The organism is Variovorax sp. P4_B11, from assembly GCF_056402355.1.
This window is the reverse complement of the sequence record NZ_JBFUHO010000059.1, coordinates 1-22,154: the sequence shown is the minus strand read 5'-3', so window position 1 is coordinate 22,154 and position 22,154 is coordinate 1. Positions and strand designations below refer to the sequence as shown.

Genomic DNA, 22,154 nt, shown 5'->3' with positions numbered 1-22,154 from the left:
GAAGAACCATGAAAGCATTTGTTCTCGATCGATACGGCAAGAAAGGTGCGCTGCGGTCGGCAGATATGCCGACTCCGGAATTGCGCGATGACGAGGTCTTGGTCCAGGTCCACGCCGCTGGCGTGAACCTGCTGGACGCCAAGATCAGGGACGGGGAGTTCAAGCTCATCCTGCCCTATCGCCTGCCCCTCATCCTGGGCCACGACGTGGCAGGCGTCGTGGTCAAGGTCGGACCCCGCGTGCGGCAGTTCAAGCTGGGCGATGAGGTCTATGCGCGGCCGGATGATTTTCGGATCGGTACCTTCGCTGAATTCGTTCCCGTCAAGGAAGCTTCTCTGGCGCTCAAGCCCAAGGGTCTCACGATGGAAGAAGCCGCCTCCATTCCTCTGGTGGCTTTGACGGCTTGGCAGGCACTGATAGCGAAGGCCGACCTGAAGAAGGGGCAGAAGGTCTTCATTCAGGCTGGCTCCGGCGGCGTAGGCACTTTTGCCATCCAGCTGGCCAAGCATCTGGGCGCAACCGTTGCCACGACGACGAGCACGACCAATGTCGCGCTCGTGAAGAGTCTGGGCGCAGACATCGTCATCGACTACAAGACGCAGGACTTCGAGGATGTCCTGCGCGACTATGACGTGGTCCTGAACAGCCAGGACGGCAAGACACTCGAAAAATCCCTCCGCGTGCTCAAGGGCGGCGGGAAGCTCATCTCCATCTCCGGACCGCCTGATCCCGAATTCGGCAAGGAAAGCGGGGCACCCGGGTTCGTGAAACTGGTCATGCGGCTGCTGAGCTCGGGAATCCGACGAAAGGCAAAGCGCCGCGGGGTCAACTTTGCGTTCCTCTTCATGAAGGCGAACGGGAGCCAACTGCGCGAGATCACCCGCCTCTTGGATGCTGGCGTCATCCGCCCCGTGATGGACCGGGTCTTCCCGTTCGAGTCAACCAACGAGGCCATGGCCTACGTCGAAGCAGGCCGCGCAAAAGGCAAGGTCGTCGTCAAGGTGCGATAGAGCGGGCGGGTTCGGTGTCCCGGCGGCTTCGCGCTCAGCCCTTCACGCACACCACCTGCTTCAAGGTGTGGACGACTTCAACCAAGTCCTTCTGTGCCTCCATCACTGCATCGATGTTCTTGTACGCGGCCGGCGTTTCGTCGATCACGTCCTTGTCCTTGCGGCATTCGACGCCTTCGGTCGCCGCGCGGTGATCCGCCAGCGTGAAGCGGCGCTTGGCCTCGCTGCGGCTCATCACGCGGCCGGCGCCGTGCGAGCAGCTGTCGAAGCTGTCCGCGTTGCCCTTGCCGCGCACGATGTAGCTGCGCGCGCCCATGCTGCCGGGAATGATGCCCAGTTGCCCGGCCTTTGCGCTGACCGCGCCCTTGCGGGTGACGTAGACGTCCTCGCCGAAGTGGCGTTCCTTCTGCACGTAGTTGTGGTGGCAGTTCACCGCCTCGATGTGGCTCTGGAAGCTCTTTCGGATCACCGTCTTCGCGGCCTCGATCACGCGCTTCATCATCAGCTCGCGGTTGATCGCCGCGAACTTCTGCGCCCAGCCGACCGCGCGAACGTAGTCGCCGAAGTAGCGGCTGCCTTCCTCGAAGTAGGCCAGGTCGCGGTCGGGCAGATTCACCTGGTGGCGCATCGCGTCCTGCTTGGCCAGCTCGATGAACATCGTGCCGATGAAGTTACCCACGCCGCGCGAGCCCGAGTGCAGCATGAACCACACGAACCCCGCTTCGTCCAGGCAGACCTCGATGAAGTGGTTGCCCGTGCCCAGCGTGCCCAGGTGCTGGATGTGGTTGGTCTTCGCCAGCTTCGGGTAGTCGCGGCACAGCGCGGTGAACTCGGGTTCGAGCTGCGCCCATGCGGTGTTGACCGATCCCGGCGCCTTCTGCCACGCGCCGGGATCGCGCGCGCCCGGCGAGCGGCCGTGCGGCACGGCGCGCTCGATGGCCGAGCGCAGCGGGGCCAGGTTGTCCGGCAGGTCTTCAGCCACCAGCGTGGTCTTGCAGGCGATCATGCCGCAGCCGATGTCCACGCCCACCGCCGCCGGGATGATGGCGCGGAGGGTCGGGATCACCGAGCCCACGGTGGCGCCAATACCGAAGTGCACATCGGGCATGGCCGCGATGTGCCTGAAGACGATGGGCAGGCGCGCAGCGTTGGTCAGCTGGCGCCTGGCCGCGTCTTCGACCGGTACGCCGCGCGTCCACATCTTGATGGGCACGCCGCCTTCGGGTTGTTCGGTGTCGTAGTTCACTTCGTGCCTCCTCGGTTCATTGGGCGAAGACGACGGGACTCGGGTCGCGTGGCGCCCGGCTGCATTGCTGCCTCCTCAATCCACGTCCTATACTGCGCCTGTCACGTCAAAAAGAGGCGTGATCGGGCTTGGACTCCCGATGCAATCACTGCGACGAAAGCCGCAGTCACCCGCAAGGTCTGCGGCTTTGTCGTTCATGCCTCCAGTTTTTGGCGGCTCGATGGGCAAGCGCAAGCTTGGCCGGTTTCACGCAAGTGGTTGCCCGGTAGTCCAACCCGCCGAGCCGCCGCCCCCGCTTGGACTCGGGGGCATCGGTTTCAGTAAACCGCAATCACTTGGAGGCCGCTCATGGCTGATTCCGCTCCCGCATTCGCGCCATCCCCCAACCGTTCCTCGTCTCGCACCATTCGCGATCCAGTAGCCGCCGAGGCGATCGCTCCGCGCCCGCGCAGCGCAGCGTCGCTCGCCTTCGAGGCGCAAGGCGAACTGGACCAGTTGCTCGACGCGCAGCTCGCGTACGCCTGCATCGAACAGTTGCTCGATCCGGACCGCTTGAGTGACAGCGTGAAGATCCATGCCACGCGCAGCCAGTTCAGCGCCCTTTTTCGGCTGGTCAACAAGGAGTTGAAGCACCGTCTCGAGTCCGCCGACGCCGCGATCCAGTCGGTGCGTGACGCCTTGGAAGGCGGTGCCGGATGATCGCTCCCCAGGAGCGCCTTTGGGCATTCCGTAGAAGCCGTCGCCAGATGTAGGAACGCCCCAGGACCCGAATCGGGCGCTGGGGCGCTTGAATATCTGGTGGCCTGGGGCGGAATCGAACCACCGACACGCGGATTTTCAATCCGCTGCTCTACCAACTGAGCTACCGGGCCTTGGTGTGCAGCCCGCGATTATACAGCGCTTCGGCGCCCTCTCGAAAGATCGACGCCAAGTTGCTTCAGTTTTCGATACAGGTGCGTGCGTTCGAGGCCGGTCTTCTCGGCCACGCGCGTCATCGAGCCGTTCTCCATCGCCAGGTGGAATTCGAAGTACGCCTTCTCGAAGCCATCGCGCGCATCGCGCAGCGGGCGGTCGAGATCGAAGCTCTGCGTCGACTGGGGGCCCAGGTCGGCCGCCGGCAGCGCCGGCGCGGCCGGCACCAGCGCGCTGTCGCCGACCGTGGTCACGACCGCGGCGAAGCTGCTCGCCTGCGGCACCACGCTGGCAGCGGCACGGCGCGCGCTTTCGCGCGCCAGCCCCTGCTCGACCGCCTTCAGCAGCTTCTGCAACGTGATCGGCTTCTCGAGGAAGGCGAAGGCACCGATGCGCGTGGCGTCGACCGCGGTATCGATCGTCGCGTGGCCGCTCATCATGACCACCGGCATGCTCAGCAGGCCGGCCGCCGACCACTCCTTGAGCAGCGTCACGCCGTCGGTGTCGGGCATCCAGATGTCGAGCAGGACCAGGTCGGGGCGGGCCCGCTGTCGCGCGGCGCGCGCCTCGGCCGCGTTCTCGGCGAGTTCCACGTTGTGGCCTTCGTCATTGAGAATTTCGAAGAGCAGGTCCCGGATGCCCAGCTCGTCGTCGACCACGAGGATGTTTGCCATGTGTGCTTGAGTGTGCGCGTTGTAGTTAGAGTGATCGGTCCGTTTGCCGGGTCCACGGCCGCGCGCGGCAAGCGCTCAGATGATGGATGACTTCGAATCTTCGGTGTAAGCGGCCGCTACCTGCGGCTGCGCTGCAAGCGCGAATGATAGCGAGACTTGCGCCCCAGCCACAGCCCCATCGACCAGGCGGTTCGAAAGTTCGACCCGGGCCCCGTGCTCGTCGGCGATCTTCTTGACCACCGCCAGGCCCAGCCCGGTGCCTTTGGCCTTGGTCGTGACGTAGGGCTCGAAGGCCCGTTTGAGGATGTGCTCGGCAAAGCCGGGGCCGCTGTCCTGCACCGTGAGGCGCACCCGCTGGCCCGAATCGCCGAGGCGGGTGCGGATCACGACCTCGGCCGGCTGCCCGGTCCGCCCGGCATTCGCCTCCGCCGCATCCTGGGCGTTTTGCAACAGGTTGTGAATGACCTGGCGGATCTGCTGCTCGTCGGCCCGGATCGGCGGGCAGCGCGCGTCGAGTTCGGGCCGCAAAGCCACCCGCGCGTTCTCGGCCGGATAGAGATGCAGCACGTCCAGGATCAGACCGTTCAGGTCGACCGACCGGAGATCGGCCGCGGGCAATCGCGCGTAGTCCCGGAATTCGTTCACCAGCCGCTTCATCGCGTCGACCTGGTCGACGATGGTCTTGACCGACTTGGTCAGGATCGCCTGCTCAGGCTGGGCGACCTTGCCCGAGAGCTTCATCTCGAGCCGCTCGGCCGAGAGCTGGATCGGCGTCAGCGGATTCTTGATCTCGTGGGCCAGCCGGCGCGCCACCTCGCCCCAGGCCTGCGCGCGCTGGGCCGAGACGATCTCGGAGATGTCGTCGAACACCAGCAGCCGTTCGGCGCCCGGCAGTTCGGCGCCGCGCGCCACGATGTTGATGGTGTCCTGGTCCATGACGTCGCCGCCCGCGTGCAGCTCGAAGGCGTGCTGCCAGTGATCGAGGCCGTGCTGGAGCCGTTCGACCTCGAAATCGTCGAATTGCTGCTGGACGTTCTGCGCGAATTCCGTCAGGCCCGGCACGTCGGACAGCTGCTGGCCTTCGAAGGCCGCCAGCGGCGCCCTCAACACCCGCGTCGCGCCGGGGTTGGTCGAACGGATGAAGCCCTGGGCGTCGAGCACGATCACGCCGGAGGTGAGGTTGTCCAGGATGGTCTGCAGGTTCGAGCGGGCGGCGTCGAGCTCGCCCATGGTCTTCTCGACCGCGCTGCGCGCATCGGCGAGCTGCTGCGTCATCATGGCGAAGGATCGCGTCAGGCCGCCGAGCTCGTCGCGGCCCTGCAGCACCGCAGTGGGCCGCAGGTCGCCGCCGGCCACCTGCCGCACGCCGTCGGCCAGCACCAGCAGCGGCCGGGCCAGCTGGGTGCCGAACAGCACGGCCAGCAGCACGGCGCCGAACACCGCCAGGAACAGGGTCAGCGTCAGCGTGCCGATGTACATGCGGCGCAGGCCCTCGCGCGCCAACGCCCGCTCCTGGTATTCGCGATTGGCCTCCTGCACCGCCAGCGCGTTGCTCACCACGGCCGGCGGCAGCGGCTGGGTGATCTGCAGGAAGCGCGGCTCGGTGTTGAACTCGAAGCTCTGGCTCTGCACCAGCGCCAGCGCCCTGACGCTGGCGACCGGCGCCGGCGCGCCCGGCGCCGGGGTCTCGTCGAGGCCTTCGATGTGAGCGACCGCGCGGTCGGCCCGCACCTGCCGCAATTGCTGCGGGGTCGGCCGCTCGGGGCTGAGCTGGAAGCGCGACGCGCCCGCGCTGGCCACCAGCTGGCCGCTGCCGGTCCAGAGGATGACGTCGGTGGCGCCCAGCTGGTCCCGGATGCGCTCGAGCACCAGCCCGGCGCGCGTGTCCGGCACGTTGGCCAGCTGCGCACTGGCGGTGCGCGCCTTGCTCGCGAGCTCGTCGGCCAACGAATCCAGCGTGGCGCGGCCGAGGTTCAAACCGGCGTCGAGGGCGCCTTCGACCTTGACGTCGAACCAGCTCTCGATCGAACGGGCGACGAACTGGTAGGAGACCACGTACACCAGCAAGCCCGGCACCACGCCGACCAGCGCGAAGATCATCGCCAGGTTGATCAGCAGCCGGCTGCCGAACTTGCCCTGCCGCAGTCGCCGCAGCAGCCGGAACGCGACCCAGCCGATGACGATCACCAGCACGGTCGCGACCACCACGTTGATGCCGAACAGGCGGGTGTAGTTGCGCTCGTACAGGGCGCGGTTGTTGGTGGCTTGTGCCAGCAGGAACATCAGCACCAGGCCGATGGCCGTGACCAGCGCGGCCACCACCCCGATCGCCCAGCGGATGGCGCGCGAGCGCCGCGCCGCCGGCGACGCCCGAGGGGTCGCCCGCGGGTTTGTGCTCACTTCGATTTCTCCAGCGGAAGCCGGACGCTCTTTTCGACCGAGATGTTCCAGTCGGTCTGGCCGACCGCACCGATCTGGAAGGGCCGGGGCAGCTGCGAGGTGTCGAGCCGGAAGCGGAAGCTCACGGGTTGGGTGGCGTCGTCACCGATCTCGGTCAGGTCGCCCAGCCGCAGCCGGCCGACCCGGCTGATGGCCTCGAGGGCATCGGCGAGGGTGTCGAAGTTCTGGTTCAGCGAGACGCCGAAGCCGGAGTTGGTGATGGGCACGGGGGATACGTTGAGACGCCATCGGCGGGTCAGGGGCTGGTAGGCCAGCCGCATGTAGCGCGCCGCCTGAGCCACTTTGAGATCGGTCCAGTACCAACGTTCCCGGTACAGCTCGGCCTCGGCCACGAAATAGATCGCGATGCCCTTTTCAAGCACCTCCTCGACCACCGGCGGCAGCTCGAACTGGACCTGGGCCGTGAGGTAGACGCCGTCGTCCGCCTGCTCGAGCCGCAGATGGGAGATCGAGGGACCGCGCGAATCCGCCCAGGCGGAGCCGGGCAACCAGGCCGATAGCACCCAGACCAGCATCAGGAACGCGGCCAGCCGAGCCGGCCAGCGCCTTTCAGCGTGGCAGCTTCTCGAGCAGCGCGTAGAAGAAACCGTCGTGATCACCCAAGGCATTGTCCGGGACGCCGCGCGCATTCACCCCGCTTTGGGGTAGCAAATGGCCCGGCGAGGGCAGCAAACGGGCATCGGTGTTGTGTCCAAGGAACGCCTCGATCTGGTGCGCACCCTCCTCGAAAAACACCGAACAGGTGCAATAGAGCAGCCGGCCGCCCGGCCGGACCAGCGGCCACAGGCCCGCCAACAGCATGGCCTGCTGCACCGCCAGTTGCTCGATGTCGCTTTCGCGCCGCAGCCAGCGCACATCCGGATGGCGGCGAACGATGCCCGAAGCGGTGCATGGGGCGTCGAGCAGGATGGCGTCGAAGGGTTGGCCGTCCCACCAGGCGGAGGGCCGCGAGGCGTCGGCGACGACGACCCTGGCGTCCAGGCCGAGCCTGGACAGGGTCTCCTCGATGCGCCGGCTGCGGGCCGCATCGACCTCCAGCGCGGTGACTTCGATCGCCGCGCTGCCGGCCGCCTCGAGCAGATGCGCCGTCTTGCCGCCCGGCGCCGCGCAGGCGTCCAGCACCCGCAGCGGCGCGCCGCCCCGCCGGCCGAGGCCGGACAGCAGCAAGGGGGCGGCGATTTGCGCGGCCGCATCCTGCACCGAGCATTCGCCCGCCGAGAATCCGGGGATCTGGGACACCGGCCGGGCTCGCGCCAGCTGCAAGCCGCTGGGGCCGACCGGAACCGCCGGCAGGTCCGCAGCGGCCAGGCCCTGGCGGAACGCGGCGACGCTGGTCTTGCGCAGGTTGACGCGCAGGGTCATCGGCGCCTGGGTGTTGTCGGCTGCCAGCACGCGCTGCCATTCGCGTGGATGCTGGCGCTTGAGCCGCTCGATCCACCAGCGCGGATGGTTCCACTGGGCGACCGGCTCGCGCTCGGTGATCTCCACCAGTTCGTCGCGCTCGCGCAGGAAACGCCGCAGGCAGGCATTGATGAAGCTGGCCTGGGCCCGGGTGCCCGGATTGCGCTTGGCGGCCTCGACCGCCTGGTCGACCAGCGTGAAAGGCTCGTAGGGCGAGCGCTCGGCGTCCCAGGCCAGCGCCAGCGCCGTGCAGAGCAAGGCGTCGGCGGCCGGTGGCGGGGTCCTCTTGGCCAGCTGGCGGCGCAGCGCCTCGGCGCGGCCGAGCCAGCGCAGCACCTGGAAGCCGAGCGCCTGCACGCCGGGCCGGAGCGCCGGCTCGACGGCCTCGAAGGCGGCCGAGCCCGACTGCCCGCTGCGGATCGAGGCGAGCGCCGCGGCGGTGCACTGCAACTGGCGCCACAGGGGCGGCGAAGCGTTCGGCGAAACGGAAGGGGTGTCTGAAAGATCTGGCAACTTGGGTCGATGGTAAAGGCGCGGGAAATGAGAGGGGCGGCGATTGCCGCGAGCGAGTCAGCGCAACAGGGCCGCCGGACGCAGCTGCATGATCCACGCCACCAGCAGCGCGGGAAACTGGCCGATCGCCGCGTTGTACTGCAGCACCGCCTGGTTGAACTGGCTGCGGGCGATTTCCGCCGCCGCCGAGGGCTCGGGCCAGGCCAGCGGCACGCTGTCCGGCGCGGGCTCGTCGGTGCCGTGGAGGGGCGCCGGCCGCGACAAGGTGCCGTCGGCCTCGAAGCTGACGACGGCTTCCGGATGCAGGTGCAGCCAGGCCGCCAGCAGCACGTGCAGGGCGGTGCCCAGGGCGGCGATGCCGGCCGGGTCGAGCGGCCGCAGCCGGGTCGCGGCCAGCAGCGTCGCCAGCTGGCCGGCCGCGGCCTGCAGCGAAACGCCGGGGGGCGGCTCGGCGGACGCCGTTGCGGCCGCGTCGGACTCGGCCGTCCGCGCCAGCACGAACTCGAGCTGGCGCACCAGCGCGGCGTCGAGCGTCGCATAGGCCTGCAGGGCGGCCGAACGCAGCCGCACCAGCCGGTTGTAGGCGCCGACGAACCAGAACAGCGCCAGCGCGCCGCCGATCCAGAACGGCAGGGAGTCCGGCATGCCGTTCATGGCGCGGGCACCGATGAAAAAGAAAAAGCCCCCGATCCGCGGGCGGAAAGGGGGCTTCGTGTTCCGGTCATGGCCGGAGATGCTAACCAGTTATTCGCTGGCCGCACCTTCGCTGGCATCGACCGTGGTCGTGGCTTCGTCGGTGGCGCTGCCGGCACCGGCCAGTTCGGCCGCTTCCGACTCGGCGATCGCGCGCCGCTCGGCCTCGTCCATCGCGTCCTTGACCTTGCGTGCCTGGTGGTACGCCATGCCGGTGCCCGCGGGGATCAGGCGGCCGACGATGACGTTTTCCTTCAGGCCGCGCAGCTCGTCGCGCTTGCCCATGATCGCGGCTTCGGTCAGCACGCGCGTCGTTTCCTGGAACGATGCGGCACTGATGAAGCTGTCGGTCGAGAGCGATGCCTTCGTGATACCCAGCAGCAGGTTGGTGAACGTCGCGGGGATCTTGCCAGCGGCGCGCAGGGCGTCGTTGGTGTTGAGCATCTCGCTGCGCTCGACCTGTTCGCCGGCAATGTAGTTGGTGTCGCCGACGTTCTCGACCACGACCCGGCGCAGCATCTGGCGAACGATCACCTCGATGTGCTTGTCGTTGATCTTCACGCCTTGCAAGCGGTACACGTCCTGAACTTCGTCCACGATGTAGCGCGCGAGCTCTTCCGAACCCAGCAGGCGCAGGATGTCCTGCGGGTCCGCCGGGCCGTCGACCACGCTTTCGCCCTTGTTCACCACCTGGCCTTCGTGCACCAAAATGTTCTTTTCCTTCGGCACCAGGTCTTCCCAGACCGTGCCTTCGGGGTCGGTGATCTGCAGGCGGATCTTGCCCTTGGTCTCCTTGCCGAACGACACGGTACCGGTCATCTCGGCCAGCATGCCCTTGTCCTTCGGCGAACGGGCCTCGAACAGCTCGGCCACGCGCGGCAGACCGCCGGTGATGTCGCGGGTCTTCTGGCCTTCGACCGGAATCCGCGCCAGCACTTCGCCGGGGCCCACGTCCTGGCCGTCGCGCACCTGCACCAGCGCACCGATCGGGAAGCCGATCGTCACCGAGTGGTCGGTGCCGGGGATCTTCACCTCGGCGCCCGAGGCGTCGATCAGCTTCACTTGCGGACGCACGACCTTGGCAGCGCCGCGGCGCTTCGGATCGATCACGACCAGGGTCGACAGGCCGGTGACTTCGTCCACCTGCTTGGCGACCGTGAGGCCTTCCTCGACGTTCTCGAACTTCGTCTTGCCGGCGAATTCCGTGATGATCGGGCGGGTCAGCGGGTCCCAGTTGGCCAGCACGTGGCCGGCCTTGATGGTCTGGTCGGCCTTCACCGCCAGGATCGCACCGTACGGCACCTTGTGGCGCTCGCGCTCGCGGCCGTGCTCGTCATGGATGACGATCTCGCCCGAACGCGAAATCACGACCAGCTCGCTCTTGCTGTTGGTCACGTAGCGCATCGTGGCGTTGAAGCCGATCGAACCGTTCGACTTGGCTTCGACGCTCGAGGCGACCGCCGCACGCGAGGCCGCGCCACCGATGTGGAAGGTCCGCATCGTCAGCTGGGTGCCGGGTTCGCCGATCGACTGGGCGGCGATCACGCCGACCGCTTCGCCGTTGTTGACCAGGCCGCCGCGGCCGAGGTCGCGGCCGTAGCACTTGGCGCAGATGCCGAAGCGGGTCGCGCAGGTCAGCGCGGTGCGCACCTTGACCTCGTCGACGCCTTCGGCTTCGAGCGCTTCGATCAGGTCTTCGTCGAGCATGTCGCCGGCGTTGGCCAGCACCGCACGCGTTTCCGGATGCAGCACGTCCTCGGCCGCGCTGCGGCCCAGGATGCGGTCGCGCAGCGATTCGATCGTTTCGCCGCCTTCGACGATCGCGCGCATCACGGCGCCGTCGTGGGTGCCGCAATCCTGCTCGATCACGACCAGGTCCTGCGTCACGTCGACCAGGCGGCGCGTCAGGTAACCCGAGTTCGCGGTCTTCAGCGCCGTGTCGGCCAGACCCTTACGGGCACCGTGGGTGGAGATGAAGTACTCCAGCACGTTCAGGCCTTCGCGGAAGTTCGCCGTGATGGGCGTCTCGATGATCGAGCCGTCGGGCTTGGCCATCAGGCCCCGCATGCCGGCGACCTGGCGGATCTGCGCGGCGGAACCGCGAGCGCCCGAGTCGGCCATCATGTAGATCGAGTTGAACGACTCCTGCTCGACTTCCTTGCCGTGGCGGTCGGTGACGGTCTGCTTCGACAGCTTGGCCATCATGACCTTCGACACTTCGTCGCCGGCCTTGCCCCAGATGTCGACCACCTTGTTGTAGCGCTCGCCGGAGGTCACCAGACCCGAGACGTACTGCTGCTCGATCTCCTTCACTTCCTTGGCGGAGCGGTCGATGATGCCGTGCTTTTCAGCCGGCACCAGCATGTCGTCGATCGCGATCGAGATACCGGCCTTGGTCGCCAGGCGGAAGCCGTTCTGCAACAGCTTGTCGGCGAACACGACGGTCTCTTTCAGGCCGCACTTGCGGAACGAGACGTTGATGAGCTTGGAGATCTCCTTCTTCTTCAGCGCCTTGTTGATGTTCGAGAACGGCAGGCCCTTGGGCAGGATCTCGGACAGCAGCGCACGGCCCACGGTCGTGTCCACCAGCGAGGTGGCGGGCACGAACACGCCCGTTTCCTTGTCCTTGGTGTACTCGGTGATGCGGACCGCGACCTTGGCGGTGAGCTCGACCACGTTGGCGTCGAGCGCGCGCTGGACTTCGCCGATGTCGGAGAAGACCAGGCCTTCGCCCTTGGCGTTGATGCGGTCGCGGGTCGTGTAGTACAGACCCAGCACCACGTCCTGCGAAGGAACGATCGACGGTTCGCCCGAGGCCGGGAACAGCACGTTGTTGGAGGCCAGCATCAAGGTGCGGGCTTCCATCTGCGCTTCCACCGACAGCGGCACGTGGACGGCCATCTGGTCGCCGTCGAAGTCGGCGTTGAAGGCCGCGCAAACCAGCGGGTGCAGCTGGATCGCCTTGCCTTCGATCAGGATCGGCTCGAAGGCCTGGATGCCCAGACGGTGCAGCGTAGGCGCACGGTTCAGCATCACCGGGTGCTCTTTGATGACCTCTTCCAGGATGTCCCAGACCACCGGCGTGCCGGATTCCACTTCCTTCTTGGCCGCCTTGATGGTGGTCGCGATGCCCATGGCTTCGAGGCGCGAGAAGATGAAGGGCTTGAACAGCTCGAGCGCCATCAGCTTCGGCAGGCCGCACTGGTGCAGCTTGAGCGTCGGGCCCACCACGATGACCGAACGGCCCGAGTAGTCGACGCGCTTGCCCAGCAGATTCTGGCGGAAGCGGCCGCTCTTGCCCTTGATCATGTCGGCCAGCGACTTCAGCGCGCGCTTGTTGGCGCCCGTCATGGCCTTGCCGCGACGGCCGTTGTCCAGCAGCGAGTCGACCGCCTCTTGCAGCATCCGCTTCTCGTTGCGCGCGATGATTTCCGGCGCCTTCAGCTCCAGCAGGCGGCGCAGACGCGAGTTGCGGTTGATGACGCGGCGGTACAGGTCGTTCAGGTCGGAGGTCGCGAAGCGGCCGCCGTCCAGCGGCACCAGCGGACGCAGGTCCGGCGGCAGCACGGGCAGCACTTCGAGCACCATCCAGTTGGGCTTGATGCCCGACTTGCGGAAGGCCTCGAGCACCTTGAGGCGCTTGGAGTTCTTCTTGACCTTGACTTCGGAGCCGGTCAGGTCGCCGCGCAGCTTCTCGATCTCGCTGTCGATCTCGATGCCTTCGAGCAGGTCCTTGATGCCTTCGGCGCCCATCTTGGCGACGAACTCGTCACCGTATTCCTTGCGCTTCGCGTCATAGTCGTCCTCGGACATGATGCCGAACTTCTTCAGCGGGGTCATGCCGGGGTCGGTGATCACGTAGGCTTCGAAGTACAGCACGCGCTCGATGTCGCGCAACGTCATGTCGAGCACCAGGCCCAGGCGCGACGGCAGCGACTTCAGGAACCAGATGTGGGCGCAGGGCGCGGCCAGGTCGATGTGACCCATGCGCTCGCGACGCACCTTGGTCTGCGTGACTTCGACGCCGCACTTCTCGCAGATCACGCCGCGGTGCTTCAGGCGCTTGTACTTGCCGCACAGGCACTCGTAGTCCTTGATCGGGCCGAAGATCTTGGCGCAGAAGAGACCGTCGCGCTCGGGCTTGAAGGTGCGGTAGTTGATCGTCTCGGGCTTCTTCACTTCGCCGAAAGACCACGAACGGATCTTCTCGGGCGAGGCCATGCCGATGCGGATGGCATCGAAATGCTCGTCCGGCGTGAATTGCTTGAACAGGTCGAGTAATGACTTCATGTGACTCTTTCCTTGTTGGCTTATGAGCGTTCCAATTCAATGTCCAGGCCAAGGGAACGAATTTCCTTGACCAGCACATTGAACGATTCCGGCATGCCGGCTTCGATCGAGTGTTCGCCCTTGACGATGCTCTCGTAGACCTTGGTACGGCCCACCACGTCGTCGGACTTCACCGTGAGCATTTCCTGCAGCACGTAGGCGGCGCCGTAGGCTTCGAGCGCCCACACTTCCATTTCACCGAAGCGCTGGCCACCGAACTGGGCCTTGCCGCCCAGCGGTTGCTGCGTGACGAGCGAGTACGGGCCAGTGGAGCGGGCGTGCATCTTGTCGTCCACCAGGTGGTGCAGCTTCAAGAAGTGCATGTAGCCGACAGTGACCGGACGCTCGAACTGGTCGCCGGTGCGGCCGTCGTACAGGTAGGCCTGGGTGCGGGTATCGGTCAGGCCCTTGAGCTTGGCGATCTCGTCCGGGTAGGCGAGCTTCAGCATGCCGCGGATTTCTTCTTCCGAGGCGCCGTCGAACACCGGGGTCGCGAAGGTCACGCCGCTCGACAGGTTGGCCGCCATCTCGAGCACGTCGGAGTCGCTCAGCTTGCTGAGGTCTTCCTTGCGGCCCGAGCCGTTGTACAGCTCGTCCATGAACTTGCGCACTTCGGCCACCTTGGCCTCTTGCTGCAGCAGATCGCCGATGCGCTGGCCGATGCCCTTGCCGGCCCAGCCCAGGTGCACTTCGAGCACCTGCCCGACGTTCATCCGCGAGGGCACGCCCAGCGGATTCAGGCAGATGTCGCACGGCGTGCCGTCGGCCATGTGCGGCATGTCTTCGACCGGAACGATCTTCGACACCACACCCTTGTTGCCGTGGCGGCCGGCCATCTTGTCGCCGGGTTGCAGGCGGCGCTTGACGGCCAGGTAGACCTTGACCATCTTGAGCACGCCCGCGGGCAGCTCGTCGCCCTGCGTGAGCTTCTTGCGCTTTTCTTCGAACGCGAGGTCGAAGCTGTGGCGCGTCTGCTCGAGCGAGTTCTTGATCGACTCGAGCTGCGTCGCCACTTCGTCTTCCGCCGGGCGGATGTCGAACCAGTGGAACTTCTCGATCGACGTCAGGTACGCGCGGTCGAGCTTGGTGCCCTTGGCCAGCTTGTTCGGGCCGCCATTGGCGACACGGCCGGTCAGCAGCTTCTCGATCCGGTCGAAGGCGTCGGCCTCGACGATGCGCAGCTGGTCGTTCAGGTCGAGGCGGAAGCGCTTCAGCTCGTCGTCGATGATCTGCTGGGCGCGCTTGTCGCGCGTGATGCCTTCGCGGGTGAACACCTGGACGTCGATCACGGTGCCTTGCGAGCCCTGGTCGACGCGCAGCGAGGTGTCCTTCACGTCGGAGGCCTTCTCGCCGAAGATCGCGCGCAGCAGCTTCTCTTCAGGCGTCAGCGTGGTCTCGCCCTTCGGCGTGACCTTGCCCACCAGCGTGTCGCCCGGCTGCACTTCGGCGCCGACGTAGATGATCCCGGATTCGTCCAGGCGGTTGAGCTGCTGCTCGGCCAGGTTCGGGATGTCGCGCGTGATTTCCTCGGCACCGAGCTTGGTGTCGCGGGCCATCACCACCAGTTCCTCGATGTGGATCGAGGTGTAGCGGTCTTCGGCGACCACGCGTTCGCTGATCAGGATCGAGTCTTCGAAGTTGTAGCCGTTCCAGGGCATGAACGCGATCAGCATGTTCTGGCCGAGCGCGAGCTCGCCCAGGTCGGTCGAGGCACCGTCGGCCACGACGTCGCCCTTGGCGATCTGGTCGCCGCGTTTCACGATCGGACGCTGATGGATGTTCGTGTTCTGGTTCGAACGCTGGTACTTGATCAGGTTGTAGATGTCGACGCCGACTTCACCGGCGGTGGCTTCGGCGTCGTTGACGCGCACCACGATGCGGGTCGCATCGACATAGTCGACGATGCCGCCGCGGGTGGCCGTGACCACGGTGCCCGAGTCGACCGCCGAGACGCGCTCGATGCCGGTGCCGACGAAGGGCTTTTCGGGGCGCAGCACAGGCACCGCCTGACGCTGCATGTTGGCGCCCATCAATGCGCGGTTCGCATCGTCGTGCTCCAGGAAGGGCACGAGCGAAGCGGCCACCGACACGATCTGCGCCGGCGACACGTCCATGTACTGGACGCGCTCGGCGCTCACCAGGATCGATTCGCCGGTTTCGCGCGCCGACACCAGGTCGCCGGTCAGGCGGCCGTCCTTGTCCAGGGCCGCATTGGCCTGGGCGATGACGTACTTGCCTTCCTCGATGGCCGACAGGTAGTCGATGTCCATCGTGACCTTGCTGTCGACCACGCGGCGGTACGGCGTCTCGATGAAGCCGTATTCGTTGAGGCGGGCGTACAGCGCCAGCGAGTTGATCAGGCCGATGTTCGGGCCTTCGGGCGTTTCGATCGGGCACACGCGGCCGTAGTGGGTGACGTGCACGTCGCGCACTTCGAAGCCGGCGCGTTCGCGGGTCAGACCGCCCGGGCCCAGGGCCGAGACGCGACGCTTGTGCGTGATCTCGGACAGCGGGTTGGTCTGGTCCATGAACTGCGACAGCTGCGAGGCGCCGAAGAATTCCTTCAGCGCGGCCGAGATCGGCTTGCTGTTGATCAGGTCGTGCGGCATCAGCGGCTCTTGTTCCGCTTGACCCAGACGTTCCTTCACGGCCTTCTCGATGCGCGCCAGGCCGGTGCGGTACTGGTTCTCGGCCAGTTCGCCGACGCAACGCACGCGGCGGTTGCCGAGGTGGTCGATGTCGTCGACTTCGCCGCGGCCATTGCGCAGATCGACCAGGATCTTGACCACGGCCAGGATGTCCTCGTTGGTCAGCACCATCGGGCCGGTCGATTCGTCGCGGCCGACCTTGGCGTTGAACTTCATGCGGCCGACGCGCGACAGGTCGTAGGTGTCCGGGTTGTAGAACAGGCGCTGGAACAGGGCCTGCACCGCGTCTTCCGTCGGCGGCTCGCCGGGGCGCATCATGCGGTAGATGGCCACGCGGGCCGCGAATTCGTCGACCGTCTCGTCGATGCGCAGGGTCTGCGAGATGTACGCGCCCTGGTCGAGTTCGTTGGTGTAGATCGCCTGCACGTCCTGCACGCCGGCCGTGCGCAGCTTCTTCAGCAGCGCTTCGGTCAGCTCGTCGTTGGCCTTGGCCAGGATCTCGCCGGTGTCGGGATCGACGATGTTGCGGGCCACGACACGGCCGACCAGGAAGTCTTCCGGCACGCTGATGTGCGTCGTTTCCGACTGCTCGAGTTCGCGCGTGTGGCGCGCGGTGACGCGCTTGTCCTTGGCGACCACGACCTTGCCGGCCTTGTCGGTGATGTCGAAGCGGGCGACTTCGCCGCGCAGGCGCTCGGAGACGAACTCCATTTGCGCGCCGCTGTCCATCAGGCGGAAGTTGTCGTTGACGAAGAAGTTCGCCAGGATCGATTCCGGGTTCAGGCCGATGGCCTTCAGCAGGATCGTGACCGGCATCTTGCGGCGGCGGTCGACGCGGAAGTACAGCATGTCCTTCGGGTCGAACTCGAAGTCGAGCCATGAACCGCGGTAGGGAATCACGCGGGCCGAGAACAAGAGCTTGCCCGAGCTGTGGGTCTTGCCCTTGTCGTGCTCGAAGAACACACCCGGCGAACGGTGCAGCTGCGACACGATGACGCGCTCGGTGCCGTTGATGATGAACGAGCCCTTGTCGGTCATGAGCGGCACTTCGCCCATGTAGACCTCTTGCTCCTTGACTTCCTTGACCACCTTCGACTGCGAGGTCGACGACTCGCGGTCATAGATGATCAGCTGGACCTTGGCACGCACGGCCGAGGCGAAAGTGAGGCCGCGGGTCTGGCATTCGCGGACGTCGAAGGCGGGTTTCGCGAGGTTGTACTCGAGAAATTTCATCTCGACGAAACCGTTGTGCGAGACGATCGGGAACGCCGCATCGAACGCAGCCTGCAGGCCTTCCACGGTCCGTTTCTGGGGCGGGATGCCGGCTTGCAGGAACGCGGTGTACGCGTCTTTCTGCATCTGCAGCAGGTAGGGAATTTCGACGACGCTGTCGCGATTGCCGAAATTCTTTCGGATGCGCTTGCGTTCGGTGTAACTGTACGTGGACGTTTGGGCCATGAGAGCTCCGGAGCTTGAGATCTTCAGCGACGTGGTGAGGTGCGCGAGCACCACTCTCCTTGGCGGCTGGCCACTACCAGCCCTGGCGGACGGCGATGCGTTGCACATCGCCCGAACCAAGGGGGTCTTCTGCAGTCGGGGTCAGAAGACACTCGAAAAACATCTTGATTTGGCTTTCCGTCGACCTGGAAGGTCTCCGGGAAGCCGGCATCAAGCCGACTTTCGGGTGCGCTCTGAAAGCGGCAAAGGCTGGAGGGCCTTTCGGCGCCTCCAGCCCTTCAGGAGAACCGAATTACTTCAGTTCCACCTTGGCGCCAGCTTCTTCCAGCTTCTTCTTGGCGGCTTCGGCGTCAGCCTTCGACAGGCCTTCCTTGACGGCCTTGGGAGCGGCTTCCACCAGGTCCTTGGCTTCCTTGAGGCCCAGGCCGGTGATTTCGCGCACGGCCTTGATCGCCGACACCTTGTTCGCGCCAGCTTCCATCAGCATGACGTTGAATTCGGTTTGCTCTTCAGCCACGGCAGCCACGGCGCCGCCGCCGGCTGCGGGAGCCGACATCGCTGCGGCGCTCACGCCGAACTTCTCTTCGATGGCCTTGACCAGGTCGTTGAGTTCCAGGACCGTCATGCTGTCGAGCGCGGTCAGAAATGCGTCTTTATCGAATGCCATTTTTGTTTCCTAACAATTGGGTTGAATGTTTCAAACGCAAGGCTCAGGCGGCCTGCGCTTCTGCGGCTGCCGGAGCTTCCGCCGGTGCTTCGCCAGCACCACGCTTCTCGGCGAGCGCGGCCAGAACACGGGCCGTGCGCGAGATCGGGGATTGCATCAAGCCCAGCAATTGCGCCAGCAGCACTTCCTTGGAAGGGATGTTGGCCAGTTGCTTCACGCCGTCGACGTCCAGGGCCTTGCCACCGAATGCGCCGCCGCGAATCACCAACTTGTCGTTGGTCTTCGCGAAATCGGCCACCACCTTCGCGGCAGCCACAGCGTCTTCGGAGAAGCCATAGATCAGCGGGCCGGTCATCTGGTCGCCGACGATCTCAAACGCGCTACCAGCGACAGCACGGCGTGCCAGCGTGTTCTTGAACACGCTGAGAGTCACACCCTTGCTGCGCGCTTCGTTGCGCAGTTTGGTCATATCGGCCACCGTGATGCCACGGTATTCCGCCATCACGAGCGTTTGAGCTTTTGCGGCGAGGCTGGTCACATCACTGATGACCGCTTCTTTCTCACTGCGATTCAGACTCAAGGTCTACTCCTTTTCAATGCGATCCTCGGCGGAAGCTTCGGATCGCGCTTCATGCAGCGACCAACTGTTTCGGAACAAAAATTCAAATTCCTTGCAGTGGGGTCGCCATCTGCGCTGGCTGCCCGACGAAGGTCGGGCGATTAAGTGCAGGCAACCTGCACACCAGCGGTCTTGGATGGCTCGCGGCAACCGAAGCTGCCACGACCCACCACATCCGCCTCACCGTTTGACGGGCGAGGCAAATCTCATCAACGCTCTCAGCTCGCGGCGATGGTTTGCGTGTCCACGCGGACACCCAGACCCATCGTCGACGACACAGCGACCTTGCGCAGGTACACGCCCTTGCTGGTCGCCGGCTTGGCCTTGACCAGGGCGTCGATCAGCGCTGCCAGGTTGCCCTGCAGCTTGTCGTTGTCGAACGAACGACGGCCGATCGTGCCGTGAATGATGCCGGCCTTGTCGACGCGGAACTGGACCTGGCCAGCCTTGGCGTTCTTGACGGCGGTCGCGACGTCGGGCGTCACGGTGCCGACCTTCGGGTTCGGCATCAGGCCGCGCGGGCCGAGGATCTGGCCCAGCGTACCGACCACGCGCATGGCGTCCGGTGCGGCGATCACGACGTCGAAGGGCATGTCGCCAGCCTTCACCATCGCTGCCAGGTCGTCCATGCCGACGATGTCGGCGCCGGCGGCCTTGGCTTCTTCCGCCTTGGCGCCCTGGGCGAACACGGCCACGCGCTTGGTCTTGCCGGTGCCGTTGGGCAGCACGACGGCGCCACGCACGACCTGGTCCGACTTCTTCGCGTCGATGCCGAGCTGCACCGCGACGTCGATGGATTCATCGAACTTGGCGGTGGCGGCTTCCTTCACGAGACCGATCGCATCGGCCAGCGGGTACAGCTTGTTGCTGTCGACCTTGCCTGCGAGGGCTTTTTGCTTCTTGGTGATCTTGGCCATTTACACGCCCTCCACATTCACGCCCATCGAGCGGGCAGAGCCGGCGATGGTGCGAACTGCTGCGTCCAGGTCGGCTGCCGTCAGGTCCTTCATCTTGGCCTTGGCGATTTCCTCGAGCTGTGCGCGGGTGATCTTGCCGACCTTGTCCGTGTGCGGACGTGCCGAACCCTTCTCGAGCTTGATGGCCTTCTTGATCAAGGTGATCGCCGGCGGCGTCTTGATGATGAAGGTGAAGCTCTTGTCGGCGAACGCGGTGATGACCACCGGCAGCGGCAGGCCCGGCTCGACGCCTTGGGTCTGCGCGTTGAACGCCTTGCAGAATTCCATGATGTTCAAACCGCGCTGGCCCAGTGCGGGACCGATGGGCGGTGACGGGTTGGCCTTACCAGCTGGTACTTGCAGCTTGATGAAGCCGACGATTTTTTTCGCCATGCTTTGCTCCTTGCGGGTGATGACGCCTTGGCTTTGTCAGCCGCAGCTCCCCGGGGTTAAGCGACTCTTCTCTTCTGTCTGCGCCGAGTCGGAAAGCGCAGACAACTTAATCAGTTGAGGACAGAGCACGCTTCGCGTGGTCTGTCCCGCAATGTCTCAGGCTCAGAGCACGCTTCGCGTGGTCTGTCCCGCAATGTCTCAGGCTCAAAGCACGCTTTGCGTGGTCTGTCCCGCAAGGTCTCAGGTTTTTTCAACCTGGCTGAATTCGAGTTCGACAGGCGTCGCGCGGCCGAAGATCATGACCGACACGCGCACCTTGCTCTTCTCGTAGTTGACTTCCTCGACCGTGCCGTTGAAGTCGGTGAACGGGCCTTCCTTGACGCGGACGAACTCGCCGACGATGAACTCCACCTTGTGGCGGGGCTTCTCGGTGCCTTGCTGCATCTGGCCCACGATGTCCTCGACTTCCTTCTGGGAAATCGGGGCCGGGCGGTTCTTGGCGCCGCCGACGAATCCGGTCACCTTGTTGGTGTGCTTCACCAGGTGCCAGCTCTCGTCGTCCATGATCATCTCGACCAGCACGTAGCCCGGGAAGAATCGGCGCTCGGTGGTGCGCTTCTGGCCATTCTTGATCTCGACCACTTCTTCGGTCGGGACCAGGATGCGGCCGAACTTGCTCTGCATGCCGGCGCGGTTGATGCGCTCGAGGATGTTGCGCTCGACCGCCTTCTCCATGCCGGAATAGGCATGCACCACGTACCAGCGCAGATCCGGGTTGGCGGCAGGCGCCAGCAACGGATGGATTTCCGGGTGAGTTTCCGGCGTGGTTTCTGCTTCGACGGCTTGGTCAGTCATTATTTTCTCCAGCCCAGAATGAGGTCGAAAAACACCCATTCGAGCGTCTTGTCGGTGAGCCAAAGGAAGATGGACATGATCGCCACGAAGGCGAACACGTAAGCCGTCATCTGGATCGCTTCCTTGCGGGTCGGCCAGACGACCTTCTTGACCTCGCGCCACGAATCGCGGCCGAAGGCCCACAGCTGGCGGCCGCTCTCCGAGCTCCCGAAGGCACCCACGGCAGCAGCCAGGCCCACCAGCAAGGCGACCCACTGCACCACGGCACCCTGGCGCGCGAGCAGGTAGAACGCCACGATGGCGCCCACCGCCAGCACGACGGCCATCGCCAACTTGGCTTTGTCCGCGTTGGTGCTTACGGTTTCGACTTGAGAAGTGGCCATCTTGGGCTTTGTTCCTGCGGCCTTTCGGCCTTCAAATTCAATGCGTCTTCTGAGACGCCGAAGCCCGTCAGGCTGTGACGGGCTTTTTCTGCCTTCCCGTTGCGACGGGCCGCTTTGGCGAAGCCACCTAAGTGGCAGGGGCAGTAGGAATCGAACCTACAACCTTCGGTTTTGGAGACCGACGCTCTGCCAATTGAGCTATACCCCTGTGGAATGCGTTATCAGACGTCCAGGATCTTGGCCACGACGCCCGAACCCACGGTGCGGCCGCCTTCACGGATGGCGAAGCGCAGGCCTTCTTCCATCGCGATCGGGTTGATCAGCTTCACCGTGATCGACACGTTGTCGCCCGGCATGACCATTTCCTTGTCCTTCGGCAGCTCGATCGCGCCCGTGACGTCGGTCGTGCGGAAGTAGAACTGCGGACGGTAGTTGTTGAAGAACGGCGTGTGACGGCCGCCYTCGTCCTTCGACAGAACGTACACCTCGGCGGTGAAGTGCGTGTGCGGCTTGATCGAGCCCGGCTTGCACAGGACTTGGCCACGCTCGACTTCTTCGCGCTTCGTGCCGCGCAGCAGCACRCCGACGTTGTCGCCCGCYTGRCCCTGGTCCAGCAGCTTGCGGAACATTTCAACGCCGGTGCAGGTGGTCTTGACCGTCGGGCGAATGCCCACGATCTCGATTTCCTCGCCGACCTTGATCACGCCGCGCTCGACCGCGCCCGTCACCACCGTGCCGCGGCCCGAGATCGAGAACACGTCTTCCACAGGCATCAGGAAGGTGCCGTCCACGGCGCGCTCGGGCGTCGGGATGTAGGTGTCCAGCGCATCGGCCAGCTTCATGATGGCTTGTTCGCCCAGCGGGCCCTTGTCGCCTTCGAGAGCGAGCTTGGCCGAGCCATGGATGATCGGGGTGTCGTCGCCCGGGAACTCGTACT

General features: G+C 65.4%; 17 protein-coding genes and 2 tRNA genes. 2 read left to right on the top strand and 17 right to left on the bottom strand.

The window, feature by feature from the left end; genetic code table 11:
• Positions 1-8: 8 nt before the first annotated feature.
• Entirely contained in the window at positions 9-1,010 is a 1,002-nt protein-coding gene (locus tag AC1DYD_RS33070; protein ID WP_478176967.1) for an NADP-dependent oxidoreductase, read from the top strand.
• Between the two features lie 34 nt (positions 1,011-1,044).
• Here AC1DYD_RS33070 and AC1DYD_RS33065 read toward each other — a convergent pair whose 3' ends face one another.
• Positions 1,045-2,211, bottom strand: a complete 1,167-nt coding sequence (locus AC1DYD_RS33065; RefSeq protein WP_478176991.1) for an RtcB family protein — start codon at positions 2,209-2,211, stop codon at positions 1,045-1,047.
• 393 nt (positions 2,212-2,604) lie between these two features.
• On the opposite strand from AC1DYD_RS33065, the gene AC1DYD_RS33060 reads away from it, so the two are divergent.
• Positions 2,605-2,955: a hypothetical protein gene (locus AC1DYD_RS33060; protein ID WP_478176966.1), complete on the top strand. Its 351-nt coding sequence runs from the start codon at positions 2,605-2,607 to the stop codon at positions 2,953-2,955.
• 97 nt (positions 2,956-3,052) lie between these two features.
• Here AC1DYD_RS33060 and AC1DYD_RS33055 read toward each other — a convergent pair.
• The 16 genes from AC1DYD_RS33055 to AC1DYD_RS32980 form a co-directional block, all read right to left on the bottom strand.
• Positions 3,053-3,128, bottom strand: a tRNA-Phe gene (locus AC1DYD_RS33055).
• 18 nt (positions 3,129-3,146) lie between these two features.
• Entirely contained in the window at positions 3,147-3,842 is a 696-nt protein-coding gene (locus AC1DYD_RS33050) for a response regulator (protein WP_478176965.1), read from the bottom strand.
• 75 nt (positions 3,843-3,917) lie between these two features.
• Complete coding sequence (locus AC1DYD_RS33045; protein WP_478176964.1) at positions 3,918-6,242, bottom strand: sensor histidine kinase; 2,325 nt, start codon at positions 6,240-6,242, stop codon at positions 3,918-3,920.
• Positions 6,239-6,817, bottom strand: coding sequence for a DUF4390 domain-containing protein (locus AC1DYD_RS33040; RefSeq protein WP_478176963.1), 579 nt, complete (start codon positions 6,815-6,817; stop codon positions 6,239-6,241). The genes AC1DYD_RS33045 and AC1DYD_RS33040 overlap by 4 nt, the downstream gene beginning before the upstream one ends.
• Before the next feature lie 34 nt (positions 6,818-6,851).
• Positions 6,852-8,216, bottom strand: coding sequence for a 16S rRNA (cytosine(967)-C(5))-methyltransferase RsmB (gene rsmB / locus AC1DYD_RS33035; protein ID WP_478176962.1), 1,365 nt, complete (start codon positions 8,214-8,216; stop codon positions 6,852-6,854).
• A 57-nt stretch (positions 8,217-8,273) separates the two neighbouring features.
• Entirely contained in the window at positions 8,274-8,870 is a 597-nt protein-coding gene (locus AC1DYD_RS33030) for a LemA family protein (RefSeq protein WP_478176961.1), read from the bottom strand.
• Between the two features lie 90 nt (positions 8,871-8,960).
• A complete protein-coding gene (gene rpoC / locus AC1DYD_RS33025) occupies positions 8,961-13,199 on the bottom strand; it encodes a DNA-directed RNA polymerase subunit beta' (protein WP_478176960.1) in 4,239 nt (1,412 codons plus the stop codon).
• 20 nt (positions 13,200-13,219) lie between these two features.
• Positions 13,220-17,344 carry a DNA-directed RNA polymerase subunit beta gene (gene rpoB, locus AC1DYD_RS33020; RefSeq protein ID WP_478176959.1) on the bottom strand — a complete coding sequence of 1,375 codons (4,125 nt, stop codon included), beginning with the start codon at positions 17,342-17,344 and terminating at the stop codon, positions 13,220-13,222.
• 292 nt (positions 17,345-17,636) lie between these two features.
• Entirely contained in the window at positions 17,637-18,011 is a 375-nt protein-coding gene (rplL, locus tag AC1DYD_RS33015) for a 50S ribosomal protein L7/L12 (protein WP_478176958.1), read from the bottom strand.
• A 43-nt stretch (positions 18,012-18,054) separates the two neighbouring features.
• Positions 18,055-18,591: a 50S ribosomal protein L10 gene (rplJ, locus tag AC1DYD_RS33010; protein ID WP_478176957.1), complete on the bottom strand. Its 537-nt coding sequence runs from the start codon at positions 18,589-18,591 to the stop codon at positions 18,055-18,057.
• Between the two features lie 257 nt (positions 18,592-18,848).
• Positions 18,849-19,547 (bottom strand): 50S ribosomal protein L1, encoded by a 699-nt coding sequence (gene rplA, locus AC1DYD_RS33005; protein ID WP_478176956.1) that lies wholly within the window; start codon positions 19,545-19,547, stop codon positions 18,849-18,851.
• The gene (gene rplK / locus AC1DYD_RS33000) at positions 19,548-19,979 is read right to left on the bottom strand and encodes a 50S ribosomal protein L11 (RefSeq protein ID WP_007831051.1); all 432 of its coding nucleotides are present in this window, start codon (positions 19,977-19,979) and stop codon (positions 19,548-19,550) included.
• Between the two features lie 240 nt (positions 19,980-20,219).
• Complete coding sequence (gene nusG / locus AC1DYD_RS32995) at positions 20,220-20,834, bottom strand: transcription termination/antitermination protein NusG (protein ID WP_478176955.1); 615 nt, start codon at positions 20,832-20,834, stop codon at positions 20,220-20,222.
• On the bottom strand, positions 20,834-21,217 hold the full coding sequence (secE, locus tag AC1DYD_RS32990; protein ID WP_478176954.1) for a preprotein translocase subunit SecE: 384 nt from the start codon (positions 21,215-21,217) through the stop codon (positions 20,834-20,836). The genes nusG and secE overlap by 1 nt, the downstream gene beginning before the upstream one ends.
• Positions 21,218-21,349: 132 nt before the next feature.
• Positions 21,350-21,425 (bottom strand) — tRNA-Trp (locus AC1DYD_RS32985).
• 13 nt (positions 21,426-21,438) lie between these two features.
• The coding region (locus tag AC1DYD_RS32980) for an EF-Tu C-terminal domain-related protein (RefSeq protein ID WP_478176953.1) at positions 21,439-22,154 on the bottom strand (716 nt) is incomplete at its 5' end.

What these genes read in the sequence shown, in the direction of transcription:
- AC1DYD_RS33070 (WP_478176967.1), top strand. Translation starts at nt 9, where the DNA reads ATGAAAGCATTTGTTCTCGATCGATACGGCAAGAAAGGTGCGCTGCGG.
- AC1DYD_RS33065 (WP_478176991.1), bottom strand. Translation starts at nt 2,211, where the DNA reads ATGTGGACGCGCGGCGTACCGGTCGAAGACGCGGCCAGGCGCCAGCTG.
- AC1DYD_RS33060 (WP_478176966.1), top strand. Translation starts at nt 2,605, where the DNA reads ATGGCTGATTCCGCTCCCGCATTCGCGCCATCCCCCAACCGTTCCTCG.
- AC1DYD_RS33050 (WP_478176965.1), bottom strand. Translation starts at nt 3,842, where the DNA reads ATGGCAAACATCCTCGTGGTCGACGACGAGCTGGGCATCCGGGACCTG.
- AC1DYD_RS33040 (WP_478176963.1), bottom strand. Translation starts at nt 6,817, where the DNA reads ATGCTGGTCTGGGTGCTATCGGCCTGGTTGCCCGGCTCCGCCTGGGCG.
- AC1DYD_RS33030 (WP_478176961.1), bottom strand. Translation starts at nt 8,870, where the DNA reads ATGAACGGCATGCCGGACTCCCTGCCGTTCTGGATCGGCGGCGCGCTG.
- rpoC (WP_478176960.1), bottom strand. Translation starts at nt 13,199, where the DNA reads ATGAAGTCATTACTCGACCTGTTCAAGCAATTCACGCCGGACGAGCAT.
- rpoB (WP_478176959.1), bottom strand. Translation starts at nt 17,344, where the DNA reads ATGGCCCAAACGTCCACGTACAGTTACACCGAACGCAAGCGCATCCGA.
- rplL (WP_478176958.1), bottom strand. Translation starts at nt 18,011, where the DNA reads ATGGCATTCGATAAAGACGCATTTCTGACCGCGCTCGACAGCATGACG.
- rplA (WP_478176956.1), bottom strand. Translation starts at nt 19,547, where the DNA reads ATGGCCAAGATCACCAAGAAGCAAAAAGCCCTCGCAGGCAAGGTCGAC.
- rplK (WP_007831051.1), bottom strand. Translation starts at nt 19,979, where the DNA reads ATGGCGAAAAAAATCGTCGGCTTCATCAAGCTGCAAGTACCAGCTGGT.
- nusG (WP_478176955.1), bottom strand. Translation starts at nt 20,834, where the DNA reads ATGACTGACCAAGCCGTCGAAGCAGAAACCACGCCGGAAACTCACCCG.
- secE (WP_478176954.1), bottom strand. Translation starts at nt 21,217, where the DNA reads ATGGCCACTTCTCAAGTCGAAACCGTAAGCACCAACGCGGACAAAGCC.